10 protein-coding genes are annotated in these 15,068 nt (G+C 39.2%); 7 read left to right on the top strand and 3 right to left on the bottom strand.

Going from position 1 to position 15,068, the window contains the following annotated elements; translation table 11 throughout:
• The first annotated feature begins 306 nt into the window (after window positions 1-306).
• Window positions 307-2,583, top strand: coding sequence for a pentapeptide repeat-containing protein (locus tag L8106_RS08430; protein WP_009783832.1), 2,277 nt, complete (start codon window positions 307-309; stop codon window positions 2,581-2,583).
• A 652-nt stretch (window positions 2,584-3,235) separates the two neighbouring features.
• On the top strand, window positions 3,236-4,330 hold the full coding sequence (aroB, locus tag L8106_RS08425; protein ID WP_009783830.1) for a 3-dehydroquinate synthase: 1,095 nt from the start codon (window positions 3,236-3,238) through the stop codon (window positions 4,328-4,330).
• Here the strand turns inward: aroB and L8106_RS08420 are convergent.
• Window positions 4,327-4,767, bottom strand: coding sequence for a hypothetical protein (locus L8106_RS08420; protein ID WP_009783829.1), 441 nt, complete (start codon window positions 4,765-4,767; stop codon window positions 4,327-4,329). The genes aroB and L8106_RS08420 overlap by 4 nt on opposite strands.
• 87 nt (window positions 4,768-4,854) lie before the next feature.
• Window positions 4,855-5,274: a hypothetical protein gene (locus L8106_RS08415; RefSeq protein ID WP_156803618.1), complete on the bottom strand. Its 420-nt coding sequence runs from the start codon at window positions 5,272-5,274 to the stop codon at window positions 4,855-4,857.
• Between the two features lie 371 nt (window positions 5,275-5,645).
• Here L8106_RS08415 and pstS point away from each other — a divergent pair, with 371 nt between their 5' ends.
• Window positions 5,646-6,680 (top strand): phosphate ABC transporter substrate-binding protein PstS, encoded by a 1,035-nt coding sequence (pstS, locus tag L8106_RS08410; protein WP_009783827.1) that lies wholly within the window; start codon window positions 5,646-5,648, stop codon window positions 6,678-6,680.
• Window positions 6,681-6,687: 7 nt separating this feature from the next.
• Here the strand turns inward: pstS and L8106_RS08405 are convergent, their stop codons facing one another.
• A complete protein-coding gene (locus tag L8106_RS08405) occupies window positions 6,688-7,560 on the bottom strand; it encodes a hypothetical protein (RefSeq protein WP_009783826.1) in 873 nt (290 codons plus the stop codon).
• Window positions 7,561-7,577: 17 nt separating this feature from the next.
• Between L8106_RS08405 and rppA the strand changes: the two genes are divergently transcribed.
• From rppA to L8106_RS08385, 4 genes are all read left to right on the top strand, one after another.
• Window positions 7,578-8,276: a two-component system response regulator RppA gene (rppA, locus tag L8106_RS08400; RefSeq protein WP_009783825.1), complete on the top strand. Its 699-nt coding sequence runs from the start codon at window positions 7,578-7,580 to the stop codon at window positions 8,274-8,276.
• A complete protein-coding gene (rppB, locus tag L8106_RS08395; protein WP_009783824.1) occupies window positions 8,273-9,649 on the top strand; it encodes a two-component system sensor histidine kinase RppB in 1,377 nt (458 codons plus the stop codon). The genes rppA and rppB overlap by 4 nt, the downstream gene beginning before the upstream one ends.
• A gap of 324 nt (window positions 9,650-9,973) precedes the next feature.
• On the top strand, window positions 9,974-11,830 hold the full coding sequence (locus tag L8106_RS08390; RefSeq protein ID WP_009783823.1) for an efflux RND transporter periplasmic adaptor subunit: 1,857 nt from the start codon (window positions 9,974-9,976) through the stop codon (window positions 11,828-11,830).
• 29 nt (window positions 11,831-11,859) lie between these two features.
• A complete protein-coding gene (locus tag L8106_RS08385) occupies window positions 11,860-15,006 on the top strand; it encodes a CusA/CzcA family heavy metal efflux RND transporter (RefSeq protein WP_009783822.1) in 3,147 nt (1,048 codons plus the stop codon).
• Window positions 15,007-15,068 lie beyond the last annotated feature (62 nt).

The raw sequence follows: 15,068 nt of genomic DNA, 5'->3' as shown, positions 1-15,068 counted from the left end.
GGCTGAACTCCTAAGCGATAAAAAAAGAATATTATCCGAAGTGTCAGTCTCGTAGGTATAATGGTCTATGAAGTTGTAATTTTCAGTTGACTTCGGTTCGGACTCTCAGCAAAATCTCAATGCAGAGGACGAGCTTTTGTACACTGAGATTAGGTTTCATCAAATCTTCAAACTTCTTGTCTAGACTGAGGTCTTGATGAGATTTTGGGGGTGTGATCTCGAAATTTTTTACAAAAAAGGTTGGGATTGGGTGCTTAATGTTTGTTTTTATTGTGAGAGGGTTGTTTCGTCAGACAACAAAACAGCATGACAAACGGATGTACATATAACGACTATCAGGTGGAATCCTATTCCGATGGTTATGCCACCATACCCGATCCAGAACTTGATCAGGAAGTCATCTACCAGTTTTTTCTCAAATCTATTCATCAGTGGGAACCTGAAAAGGTTTTAGATGAGTTTGAAAATATCTTTATTCATCTATGTTGTCCTGAGAGCGAACCCGTTGTTCAAGCAATCAACAATATCATTGAATCGAAACGAGAGTTGAGTTTTAGAAATACTCTCAAGCGGGTTTGCTATATTCTGATTAATAACTGGTACATTAACAGAAAGCATAACTTTGTTCAACAATTTATTGAGTTATTAGAAGAAACACAAGAAGATGAGAGCATTGCTATTGCTCCGAATTTGAATCGTTTGGGAGTTTGGCTACGGAACTTCTTTAAGAGTTCAGAATATCAAGCGATTAAAAACTGTGCGTTAAAATCAAAAAAAGATTGGAGTCATCGTTATACTTCGTATTTACTGGTTCCTGAGTATATCAACAACGAAGATAACTCCCATGAACAAAAAGAATTTGCCCGAAATTTATCAAAACAGCTTAAAGACAAGTACAAATTTGATTTAGCCATGTATGTGGCGCGAGCAAATTCGACAACGATGTTGGGTGAAAAACGATCAAATCCGACTCAACTCGGAGATGATGTCATTCAACTGATCAAAAGGACAATATCGGCTCAAAGAATCTCCAGCTACAACCAGCAAGCTAAACTCTTTCTCCGAGACACCCAAGACCTAAATTACGCAGACTTTAAAAAGACCTTACCTCAATATTTAATGCTCTCCGGGAGCGATCAATTTCCGATTAATAAGGTTCGAGAAAAACTGAATAAAAAACTTAAAATTATTTACACCCATTACGAAGATCGGGTGATCAATAAAGGTTTAATTATTCGCACTTGTAACCGCTTGATCGAAACTCTGACAACCGAAGATAACAAAACTCCTTCTCCGATATTTTCGCTCTTAACTTCCCAGGGAAATCCCTTGACTCTGGTGATTCTGCTGTTAAAAATTGTCTTAATTTGTAGTTCGGCTCGGACTTATCTAGAACTGTGTATATCCAAGCTGATTCAACAATACCAAGACTATGAAGAAGACCAATGTAAACGTCTAATTCACTTTTTAGAAGTGTTTAATTTGGTCTTTACTATTTTCACTGAAAATGTACAGTTTCATCTGGTGAGAGTTCCTGAAGAAAAAGCTTCTTCTTTCGTAACCAGTTTTGATTCTTGTCGGATTTTTTGTCAATCCAAAGGGCCTGATTTGCGAGGAATTAACCTCAAAGGTATAAACTTGGGGAGTATCGAACTACGGGGTGCTGATCTGCGAGACAGCGATCTCAGCGAAATTAAACTCGTTCAAGTAGACTTACGACTCGCCAATCTCAGTGGTGTCAATCTCAGCGGCGCTATCTTAGATCAGTCTCAACTTTTAGTTGCTAATCTCACGGAAGCGGACTTAAGCCATGCGAGTTTAATTGCGACAGATTTGCGACGCGCCTATTTAAACAAAAGCAATCTCACAAATGCTAATCTGACTAAAGCGATTCTTGATTTAGCAAGTCTCAGACAGGCTAAATTAACCCATGCTAATCTCTTGGATGCCAGCTTAAATGCAACCGACTTGAGTTATGCAGACTTGTGTGGTGCGGATTTACAAAATGTTAATCTCAGAGGAGCCAATTTAACTGGAGTAAACCTCACCCATGCGAACCTCAAGGGTGCTAATCTTCAAGATGCTAACTTAACAGGTGCTAATCTGAGTGGAGTTAACTTTTCAAACGCTAATTTATCTCAAACCAATCTCACCCGTACTAATTTAGAAGCAACTAATCTTTATCGAGTTGACTTAAATAAAGCAAATCTGAGTGAAGCGAATTTGAGAAATGCGAATCTTAGCGAAGCAAACTTGAAAAATGCGAATCTCAGTGAAGCGAATCTCAATTGTGCCATTTTACGTCAGGTGAACTTAAATAGTGCTGTGATGATCGGGGCGCAAATTTGTCGGGTGGATTTAACTCGGGCGACACTGGTTAAAGTTGATCTCAGTGAAGCTAATCTCGCTTACGCCCAAATTCGTCATGCTAATCTCAGCAAAGCGAAACTATTCAAAACCAATCTACGAGGGGCTAACTTGTTTGGGAGTAACGTGATTGATGCGATTGTCAAAGAAGCAAAGTTTGGTAACAATTCGGGATTGTCGGATGATGTTCGTCAGTGTTTAAAACTGAGACAGTAGCAAATCTATTCATTGAACTAAAAATCTAACTTCGGTAAAGACGTTCTCTTGAACGTCTCTACTGTCGTTAACAAGCTTGGCTAAACTAAATCAGCTTAATCAAACGAAACGCAAACAGAAATCCGAATGCAACTGCTAAAGCAGCGACATAAATTCCAGCATAAGCGATTACTGCACCAACACTCATTTTTTATTGCTCCACGAAACATCATTATCACTATTGAAACTTGACATCCTCCCATCACCAGAGGCGAGGGATTCTTAAACCTCACGATTTAAGTTTCTGTTTCATCCACGTCTGCGTACACAACTAATTTGCATTAATTATGTCCCGTCTTACGTCATGTCCACAGACTTTCGACCCATTACAGAGTCCCGATTCCGCAAGCCCTGCGGTAGGTCGTCTCACAAGACTTTGTACTTGTTGCGAGCGGGCACCCAGTCAAGCTTTCCTGACTAGAACCCCCTAACTCTAGTTTTCAAGGTACTGAACCTACTCTGCTTGGTTTTTGCGTGAGGTATGAATCTTTATTGTACAACTACAGGTCGCGGCGTTTCCTCTCGTTGCTCAAAGCGATCTGCTCCACGCCGAAAATTAGATAAGGTGAGCTAGAATACATCTGTGTCGGGATAAATTGATCAGGGGGACACAATGGAATCAGTGATTCGCGTGAATTTAGAACAACTTTCCTACGATATTGCGATCGCGCCTGGAAGTCTAGAGAAATTGGGAGAATTGATCACTCCTCTCCAGCTTGGTCAAAAAGTATTGATTGTGTCTAACCCAGAGATTTTTCACCACTATGGACAACAGGTGATCACCTCTGTTGAAAAGACTGGCTTTGAGGTGGCTTGCTGTACACTTCCAGCAGGGGAACCCCACAAAACCCTAGAAACTTTGCAAAAAGTCTATGATATCGCCTTAGAACATCGCCTGGAACGTTCTGCGACGATGATTGCTTTAGGTGGGGGTATTGTTGGGGATATGACTGGGTTCGCCGCTTCTACTTGGTTGCGAGGGATTAATGTTGTCCAAGTTCCGACGACGCTGTTGGCGATGGTGGATGCGTCTATTGGCGGGAAAACCGGGGTTAATCATCCTCAAGGTAAAAATCTGATTGGGGCGTTTCATCAACCCCGAAAGGTGATTATTGATCCGTTGGTTTTAAAAACGTTACCAGAACGAGAATTTCGGGCGGGAATGGCGGAAGTGATTAAATATGGGGTAATTTGGGATGCGGAATTATTTACCCATTTAGAACAAGCCCAACGCTTAGATCAAATGCAGTTTATTGAACCGTCGTTATTACAAGAAATTTTACAAAGGTCTTGTCAAAGTAAAGCTTCTGTGGTGAGTAAAGACGAAAAAGAGTTGGGACTGCGGGCGATTTTAAACTATGGTCATACGATTGGTCATGCAGTAGAAAGTTTAACCGGATATACAACAGTTTTGCACGGGGAAGCGGTGGGAATTGGTATGGTTGCAGCGAGTCGAATTGCGGTTAAGTTGGGGCTATGGGATGAAGATTGCGATCGCCGTCAATTGGCGTTAATTCAAAAGACGGGTTTACCGACAAAGTTACCCACGGGTATTAAAATTGATGAGATTTTAGCCTCTTTATTAACGGATAAAAAGGTTAAAAATAAGAAAGTGCGGTTTATTTTGCCGACAGCAATTGGTACGGTAACGATTACAGATGAAGTTCCCTCGGAGGTAATTCGAGAGGTTTTGCAAGGGATGTTTTAAAACTTTTTGAGTTGATCTTTTAGGTGTTCTCCTGGAAACAAGTCAATTCCTAATGCTGATTTAATCAGATAAAGTAACAAAAAAATAAACGCGCTAATCAGCAAATTAATTGCAATCAGTAAAAGAGTGGCGGCGATTAGGTTTCCAATTCGAGTGATTCCTGTAACTGGATATTCGCGTTGTCCACGACGACGTTCTTTTCCGAGTAATAAAACAAGATAAAATCGAGATAAAATTAAATCTATTGTTACTCTTAAGTCAACAATTTTAGGAGAATTTTTAGGGATTGCTTGTTTTAAAATATCTCGAATAGCAGTTATTTGTTCCGCATTTAAACTCGATAAAATTTGAGGTTGAATTTTGTTCAGATAATATTCGGGAGTTCGATTTCGATAAGGTTCGTAATCACTTTTTTGTTGAGATCTCTGTTTATTCATTATCTTTGGTTTATACACCTATTTGAGAATATCCGAAATACTTTCCACTCAATAGAGTTTGATGCAAGTGATTTAATTTTTTCAAAATCAATAATTGTTAAACGTTGTTTTAAAAACCATCCAACCCATACCTAACGCTAGTATTACTAAAATAATTAAACTTAAACTTGCTTGTCTGTTTTTCCAACCCATTTTCTGTAACTTTTGACGAGTTAAAGCTAGAATAACTATAAAAAAAATAGCTAATAACCAAAATAATATCATAATTATAGCCCACAAGGGAGCATTTATTTTGGGAAGATAACCCCCTAAATATATCGGCCATATTTTTTGGATGACCGCAGTAAATATGATCGCTAATACCCAAGCATTTGCTAATACAATTGCTTCTGTTCCTGCTATTGCTAAATGTAAGATTACTGCAACTGTTCCTAGCCAAATTTTCCAAGAAGCCGCAAATGCAGTGAATATCCAGCCTACAAAAGTATAGCTTAGTAATAAGGTCAAAAAATAAAACCAGATTGTGATATCGATCCTAAAAAGTTGTTTCACCAGATCAAACTAAACCCCACTCAACAGAATGATCAATTTCTAATTTAATAGATACTCTGTACTCCCAGTCAGGAATTCCTGTTTATTATTCATAACTCATAATTTTACATTCATAATTTAGTTAATCGATGAAGACTTTCTAAAAATTGTGACTGAAGTTAAGAAGAATTTAACAAGAGATTAACTTCATATACATCAGGTACGCAGAGACAACGACCAATCCTAGAAGTTTAATTTTTTTAAACACTAGAAAAATCTTACCAAAAACTTTGATATAGTGACGCTATCTTTATAGAAATTTCTATTTTAAAGTGGAGGGACAAACCATGATTCTAAAATCAACTTGGCAACGAACCCTAACCGCCTCTGTTGCAGTCGTTACGCTTTCATTCGCTACAATCGGCCAAGCCATTGCGGTTTCTCTCAAAGGCGCTGGGGCATCCTTTCCCGCCCCCTTATACAAGCGTTATTTTGAGGAATTCAACAAACAGACAGGTATCAGCGTTGGTTATGATGCAGTCGGAAGCGGTGCCGGAATTGAACAATTTATCGCCAATAGCGTTGATTTTGCCGGAACAGATGCCCCTCCTTCCCAGTCCCAGATTGATACAATGCCGAATGGAGTTGTACAAGTTCCCACCGCAGGCGGCGCTGTTGCGGTTGTTTTTAATGTACCTGGAGTCTCTGAGTTGAAACTTCCTCGTTCTACGGTGGCTGATATTTTCCAGGGAAAAATCACCCAATGGAATGACTCCAAAATTGCTAAAGCGAATCCGGGTGTGAATTTGCCAAATTTACCGATGAAACCTGTTGTGCGCGAAGATGGTAGCGGTACAACGTATATTTTCACTCGCCACCTCAGTTCTACCAGTCCCCTATTTCAAAAAACCGTTAATGTTTCTCCGTTACCCAATTGGCCCGGAAGTCCGCTAAAAGCTCCCCAAAATACGGGAGTTGCGAATACTGTCCAACAAACTCAAGGGGCGATTGGTTATGTTCAAGATACCTTTGCTCGCCAAAAAAATCTACCCACTGCTCAACTGGAAAATTTAGCAGGTGAATTTGTAGCACCGACGTTTGAGGAAACAAGTAAAGCTCTCGAAAGTGTGCGGTTTTATAACGATTTTCGCGCTGCTAACCTTCAAGACCCAGAACAAGGTTATCCGATTGTGGGGATTACTTGGATGCTTGTTAAGCAAAATTATGATAGCGCCCAGAAAGCAGATGCGGTTAAAAAGATGGTGGGTTGGGTAATGAGTGAAGGTCAAGGTTTAAATCAAAGCTTAGAATATACTCGTATTCCTCAAGCGGTGAGTAACAATATTGTTGAAGTTGTACAGCAAAAAGTTGCAGCAAATTAGTCGCGAGTTAGTAGGGAGAAAATTCACTTTCTTGTGCGGCTTCTTCAAGAGCAACTTCCTGATTTCGACGATAGAGAGAAGCTCGATTTTGAGCGGTAGCATAGCGGGAAAATTCTGGGGAAACTGCTTCCATTAATTCTGCGGCTTCCCCCCAAGTTTCGGCAATTTCTGACCATTCCTGACGAGTTCGAGCGATTTCTCCTGCGGCTACTGCTTCTTGGGCGAGTCGAACGGCTTGAGTAAATTTTTCGGAGTCAGTGGCTTGGTTTTCAGGAGCGGGAGTGGGTGTCGGTGTTGCAACAGGAGTTGAGGGAGTTTCTTCAGGGTTAGAAGTTTGTAAACTCAGCCATTGATAAACTCCAAAACTGACTAATAACGCCGCCAGACTGACAATCATTCCTCCGACTAATCCTCGCTGGAATGGTTGATTTTGTTGGATAGAATCAGTCGAAGTTGTTCTCGGAATTGTCCAAGTTTGAGTTAAATATTGGGTATCTTGGATTATTCCTAGAAGGCGTTGAGGAAGGGACGGCTTTTTAAGAAAAATGTCTTCATACCACAAAAGTTGAGTATTGGGGTTGCGGTTTATTTCCTCAAACCAAAGCAGTTGTTGTCTTTGAAGAAGACGACTATTAATCCGAACTTGGTGAATATGACGAGGAGAGATTGATTTTAAAATGTTCTCAATTCGGGCTACAAGAGTCCAGCGTTCAAGCTGTTCGGGTTGCGTCGCCTCACATAAGAGTTGTAGAATATTATCGACAAATACTGCTCGTGTTTTCACTCCTATTTCTGCGAGTTCTGAGTTGAGAACTTGAACAAGAGCGACAACATTTCCTTGATGAGCCTGTTTTGTAATATCATCTGTTAAAGTAGACATTTTTGTTAGTCATTTAGATGAAAATTTTACTTGTAGAAGATGAGCCAGATTTAGGTAAAGCAATTAAACAAACGTTAACTCAAAATGGTTATATTGTTGACTGGGTAATAGATGGTAAAGAAGCGTGCGTTTATCTCGAAAGTCAATGGACAGATTATACCCTAACTATATTTGATTGGCTACTTCCAGGACTCTCTGGACTTCAGCTTTGTCAGAAATTGCGACAAAAAGGCAGTTCAATTCCAATTTTAATGCTAACGGCAAAAGATACAGAAGCGGATAAGATTTTGGGTTTAGATGCAGGAGCAGATGATTATCTCGTAAAACCCTTTGGAATGGGAGAGTTACTCGCCAGGTTAAGAGCTTTGTTACGGCGATCTCCTCAGTTTAAATCTGAACAATTACAACTCGGAAATCTTATTCTTGATTATCGCCTTTATACGCTATCTTGTCAACAACTTAACGGTCAATCTCAAACCATTACCCTGACAAATAAGGAGTTTCAACTGCTGGATCATTTTATGCGACATCCCCAACAAATTATTACTCGTGATCGGCTTTTAAATCAACTCTGGGAAGTGGGAGGTGAACCGGAAAGTAATGTTGTTGCTGCTCAAATTCGCTTACTCCGTCGCAAACTTGCAGAAATTGGCTGTGATCGCTATATTGAAACTGTTTATGGACTTGGATACCGTTTTTATATTCCCAAAACATGAAGCAAAATCAACTCTTTCAACAAACCCGTTGGCGAATTGCAAGTTGGTATGTGGGTGTGATGGGAATTATTCTTAGTCTATCAGGTTTTGGTGTTTATGAAGCTATCGTTCATGCTCATAAAATCACCGTTGATCGGGAAATTGAAGCCGTTGCGGGAACGTTGCACGATAGCCTAGAAACTGTTTTTAAAACCCCCGAACAATTTGAACCCGATATTTGGCGAATTTTACCGGATTTGTGCGTGATTGAATCGGAAAATGATTGTCAAAGCAATACCCCAGATAGTGCGGTTAATCATAGACATTTTTATCCATCTCCCCTGCATCAATATAAAATTTTTAGTCGAAATTATTACTCTATTCGATTGTTAAATTCGTCGGGAAATTTAATCGCTGTATCCGGTTCGTCATTGCCAACCTTAGCGAGTAAATTGACTTCACAACCTTGGCAAACTTTAGAAGATAATCGGGGAAGTCGCTACTTATTTTATTCGACTCCGTTACACACCCGCAATAATCAAATTTGGGGTAGGTTACAATTAGGACGCTCTCTACAAGATTTCGATCAATATTTGGCGAATGTTCGTTTAATGATGGGTTTGGGGTTGCCTTTAAGTTTAATTAGTGTTGCGATTGCCAGTTGGAAATTAGCCGGAATTGCTATGCAGCCAATTTATCAATCTTACCAACAAATTCAACAATTTACAGCCGATGCTGCCCATGAATTACGCACCCCTTTAGCGGCGATTAGAGCTACTTTAGAATCGACTTTAAATGAGCAGACTTTAAGTAAAAATCAAGCCAGAGAAACTCTAGAAGTGATTGAGCGACAAAATCATCGTCTTTCTCAACTGGTTCAGGATTTGTTGTTATTATCTCGCATGGAACAAAAAATAGAATCATCCTCCAAAAATCTCTGTTGTCTGAATGATTTAATCAGTGACACCGAAGAAGAAATAGCCGCTTTAGCAATTCAGTATCAAGTCACTCTCAAAACCGAAATATGTGTTAAAAAACCAGTTGTTGTTAAAGGAAACGAAGCTCAACTTTATCGGGTAATTTTTAATTTAGCAACAAATGGGATTCAATATACTTTACCAGGGGGCAAAGTTAGCATCATTTTAGAGAGTAGTTTAAATTATGCGATTATTCAAGTTCAAGATACAGGAATTGGTATTTCTCCAGAAGATCAAACCAAAATTTTTGACCGATTTTATCGCATTAATAGTGATCGCTCTCGGAGTACAGGAGGTTCAGGTTTAGGATTAGCAATTGTTACAGCAATTATTCGCGCTCATCAAGGTACAATAGAAATACAAAGTGAAAAAGGAAAAGGAAGTATTTTTATGGTTAAATTACCTTTAAAAAGTTAATGAAATTCTCAGCTAAAATGATTGTTTAGCAATAGCAAGTGAGACGCTTGTACTTCTATTTTTATAGTCACTAAAAATGTTGTAAGCTGTTTTTAATTGATCTAAATGTCAACTGCCAAATCTTGGTACTGCAACTCTCTTGATCGCTAGTTCTAGACCCTTCAGTTGTTAGTCATCGTTCAGTATAAAATCACCTAAAATCTAAATTTCATCCTCATTTCATTTTTTTGTGCAATACTTAAGCTATATTTTGAAATGCTGTAAGTTTCAGGATTATAAAAGCTAATTTTAATTTTGATATTTTCCCTTCTGAGTTAGACAGATATGATAATCCAGCCCTTTTATTCCGTTCAATTTCTTAAATATTCTGGAGTGCTTCTTAGTTTAGTTCTTTTGATAAATCCAACACCCGTTTTCGCTCACGCTGGACATGGAGACGAATTTCAGAGCGAGTCTGAAGCCACTACGCCCAGTGGAATTACAGTAGATTCTCAAACCCTTCAACGCTTAGGAATTAGGGTTGAACCTGTAACACGAGACTTTATGAATATCGGGATAAAAACAACAGGTCAAATTGAAACTTTACCCCGAAAAACTGTTGAAGTGACCTCACCTTTAGCAGGAAAAGTGATAGAATTATTAGTTGAACCGGGAGACACAGTTAATCAAGGGGAAATTCTAGCGGTATTATCGAGTCCTGAATTAGTTTCACTGCGAGTAGAAGCGTTACAAAATCAAGGCGAAGCACAAGCACACCTCAAACAAGCCCAAGCCAATTTAGAACTCGCCCAACAAAATTATCAACGTCAACAAAATATCGCCGAAGCCGAAATTGAACAAGCAAATAATCAGTTAAAAGCTGCTCAACTTCGCTACGAACGAGATCAAGCGATTGTCGAAAGAGGTGCCGTTGTTGGAGTCGCACAAGAAAATTATCAGCGTCAAATTGAAATCGCTAAAGCGGAAATTGAACAAGCAGAAACTGCTCTAGAAGTAGCCCTAGAAAACTATCAACGAGATGAAGAATTAACAAATGCGGGTGCTTTACCCAGGCGTGATTTTTTAGAGTCAAAAGAACGGTTAGCTAACGCAAAAACTGATCTCGCTCGCGCTCAAAGTCGCCGAGAAGTTTTGAGTGCAGAAACAGAAGTTAAACAAGCAGAAATAGACTTACCCGTGCGAGATTTACGGGAGTCAGAAGGGTTACTCGCTGAAGCTAAATCGCAACAAATTAGAGCGAACCAAAAACGAGAAGTTTTGGAAGCCGAAGCCGAATTAAAACGTACAGAAGCCGAACTCGAAGCCGCAAAATCCAATCTAAATTTAAGCCAAACAACCTATGAAATACGACTTCAACAGTTAGGGACAAATGGCAATAATGAAGGTAAAGTTATTATTACCGCTCCTATATCTGGTGTTGTAAGTGATCGCGAAATTACGTTAGGTCAATCCGTTGATGATGCGGGTTTACCTTTAATGACAATACAAGATAATAGCCAAGTATGGGCAACTGCAAATCTGTATGAAAAAGATGTCGCTCAAGTCCGTTTAGGACAGAATGTTCGGCTAAAAGTTAATAGTTTACCCAATCAAGTTTTTGAAGGTCGTATTGCTCAAATTTCGCCGATAGTTGAAGGTGAAACTCGCGTTATTCCAGTCCGAGCAGAACTCGAAAATGAGGATAATTTACTCAAACCCGGAATGTTTGCTGAGTTGGAATTAATCACAGAAAAAACGACTAATTCTGTTGTATCTATTCCTGAAAATGCTATCGTAGAGGCGAATGGTAAAGCGTTAGTTTATGTACAAAATGGTCAAGATTTTACACCTGTAGAAGTTACAGTCGGACAACAATTTGCCGATCAGGTTGAGATTCTTCAGGGTTTATTTGAAGGCGATAAAATCGTTACTGAAGGTGCTATTCAACTCTATGCTCAATCGCTGCGAGGGGGAAGTAAAACCGCAGAAAAACATGAAGATGAAACTCATAGCGATAACCCAGTTAAACCGCAACTGATGGGAATAGAAATGCTGCAAACAGTACCCGGATGGCTCGTTTTTCCCGCATTTGGGGTGATTGCTTCAACTGCATTTTGGTTAGGGCGTCGCAGTCGAAATACATCAGAAGAACAGACAAAAGTTTCTAGAGAAATTATTGATTCTCTCGTTAATTTAGATTAAATTGTTGTCATTTTTCTGATATTTTAATTATGCTAGATAATATTTTAAAATGGTCTATAACTCAACGTTGGTTGGTTGTCATTGGTGCAATTATCGTGACATTTTTGGGCATTAATACTGTTTCTAAAATGCCTTTAGATGTGTTTCCTAACTTTGCACCGCCTCAAGTCGAAATACAAACCGAAGCACCCGGATTAGCACCCGAAGAAGTCGAATCTTTAGTGACTTTGCCGATAGAAAGTGCCGTGAATGGAACACCCGGTTTAGAAACAGTTCGTTCAGCTTCTGCGGTTGGACTTTCGGTGGTGAAAGTAACATTTAATTGGGGAACAGATATTTATCTCGCTCGTCAATTTGTCACAGAACGTTTACAACAAGCCGCAGAAAAGTTACCCGAAAGTGCCGAAACACCTCAAATTTCTCCGATTTCTTCACCTATTGGTACTATTATTCAATATGCTTTTACTGTCGAATCCGGTGGAAAAACAACATTAATGGATGTGCGACGGTTAGTAGATAGAGATATTACAAACCGCCTATTAGCTGTTCCCGGTGTGACTCAAGTAATTGCTTATGGGGGAGATGTTCGCCAATATCAAGTATTAGTTGATCCGGCAAAATTACAAGCATTTGATATCTCTTTAGAAGACGTTACAACCGCAGCAGAAGCCGCCAATACCAACGCAGCAGGAGGCTTTTTAATTAGTCCCGATAAAGAGTTATTAATTCGGGGAATTGGACGCATAGAATCGATTCAAGATTTAGAACAATCTGTGATTACCGCTCGTCAGGGTACACCCGTTTTATTGCGGGATGTTGCTGATGTGAAAATCGGCGAAGCTTTGAAGCGGGGAGATGGTAGTTTGAACGGAAAAAGAGCAGTGGTTGTGATGGTCAATAAACAGCCTTTAGCGGATACTCCCAGTGTTACCAAAGCAGTTGAATCTGCGATGCAAGAAGTACAAACCAGTTTACCTTCTGATGTGGAAGTTACCGTTACTTTTCGTCAATCTGACTTTATTGAGGCGTCTATAAAAAATGTTAGAAATTCGCTACGAGATGGTATTATTATTGTTTCGATTATTTTGCTTCTATTTTTAATGAATTGGCGAACCGCTATCATTACTTTAAGTGCAATTCCCCTGTCTTTGTTAATCGGATTAATGATTATGAATTTATTCGGTCAGGGGATTAATACGATGACGTTAGGCGGGTTAGCGGTTGCCATTGGTTCCGTTGTTGATGACTCAATTGTTGATATGGAAAACTGTTATCGAGGCTTGCGAAAAAATCAACAATTAGAAAATCCCAAACATCCATTTCAAGTCGTTTATGAAACTTCAGTCGAAGTGCGAGTTAGTGTACTTTTTTCAACAGTTATTATTGCTGTTATTTTTGCTCCTATTTTTAGTTTAACTGGCGTAGAAGGTCGCATCTTTGCGCCAATGGGAGTCGCCTATTTAATCTCTATTTTTGCCTCAACATTTGTAGCGTTAACCCTCTCCCCCGCTTTGTGCGCCTTCTTACTCGCCTCTCAAAAATTACCTGAAGATGAGACTTGGATTTCTCGACTATCTCAACAACTTTATCAACCTTTATTAAAATTTTCAATTCAGTTTCCTAAAGTTATTATTTTCACTGCAATTGCTGCTTTTATCACATCATTGGTAATTTTTCCCACACTTGGAAGGGTATTTTTACCAGAGTTTCAAGAACGATCTCTTGTGAATGCAATGGTACTCTATCCCGGAGTATCTTTAGAAATGACAAATAGAGCAGGTTTAGCCATTCAAGACGGACTCATCGATGATCCTTATTTTCAATCCATTCAACTGCGTTCAGGACGAGCGCCAGGAGATGCAGACGCCGGAGGAGTAACGTTAGGACATTTGGATATAGAACTCAGTGATTTAGGACTAAAAAATCGGGAAGAAAGTATAGAAAAACTCCGCGAAGAATTTGGAAAATTACCCGGAGTTGCACCGAATATTGGTGGATTTATTTCTCATCGGATGGATGAGGTTTTATCGGGTGTTAGAAGTGCAATTGCGGTTAAAATATTTGGCTCTGATTTACAAGAACTTCGCAATTTAGGCGCTCAAGTTCGAGATGTAATGGGTGAAATTCCGGGAATTGTTGATTTACAGCTAGAACCCCAAGTTCCGATTAAACAAGTACAAATTAAGTTTGATCGTTCGGCTGCGGCTCGTTATGGTTTAACTATTGGAAACTTATCTGAAGTTGTGGAAACTGCTCTTAATGGTCGTGTCGTTTCACAAGTGTTAGAAAATCAACAGTTATTTGATTTAGTCGTATGGTTAAAAGAAGACTCTCGCAATAATTTAGATACAATTCGTAATTTATGGGTTGATACATCGATAGGTTCTAAAATCCCTCTGGCGCAAGTGGCTCGCATTGACTATGGAACAGGCCCAAATACAATTAATCGAGAAAATGTTTCCCGGTTAATCGTTGTTTCTGCAAATGTTTCGGGTCGTGATTTAGGGAGTGTTGTCGATGAAATTAAAGGCGAAATTAATCAAAACGTTCACCCCCCAACGGGTTACTTTATTCAATATGGAGGTCAATTTGAGTCGGAAGAACGAGCGAGTCAAAATCTACTTGTTTTTGGTAGTTTAGCCTTAGTTGTTATCGCAGTTTTAATGTATTTTGCAGTTAAATCTGTTTCAGCTATGATGATGATTATGCTTAATTTACCTTTAGCAATAACCGGGGGAATTTTTTCTGTTGCTCTCGGTGGAGGTGTTCTCTCTGTCGCTTCTATGGTTGGATTTATTACTTTGTTTGGTGTGGCGACTCGCAATGGTTTATTACTCGTTGATAACTACAATCAAAAAATTGCCGAAGGAATACCCCTAAAACGAGTCATTTTTGACGGTTCAACTGAACGTCTAGTCGCCATTTTAATGACCGCTTTTACCTCTGCTTTGGGAATGGTTCCCCTTGCTTTTGGAACGGGAACAGGTAAGGAAATTTTGCAACCTTTAGCTGTTGTTGTTTTAGGTGGATTGTTTAGTTCGACTGTACTTACTCTATTAGTTCTTCCCGCTTTATATTCTCAATTTGGACGATATTTAGTTCCCAAATATCAAATCAATACTGTGGTTATTCAAGATTTATCTACCCCGGATAAAATCACCCCAGTAATTCATTAAAATTTTCCTATTTTTTTGTATTTATGGATTTAAAATAGGCTAAAATAATTCTAGAGAAAATC

Origin of the sequence: Lyngbya sp. PCC 8106, assembly GCF_000169095.1 — a bacterium.
Lineage (GTDB): Bacteria > Cyanobacteriota > Cyanobacteriia > Cyanobacteriales > Microcoleaceae > Capilliphycus.
The sequence above is the reverse complement of the archived record's forward strand: the minus strand, read 5'-3'. Positions and strand labels throughout refer to the sequence as shown.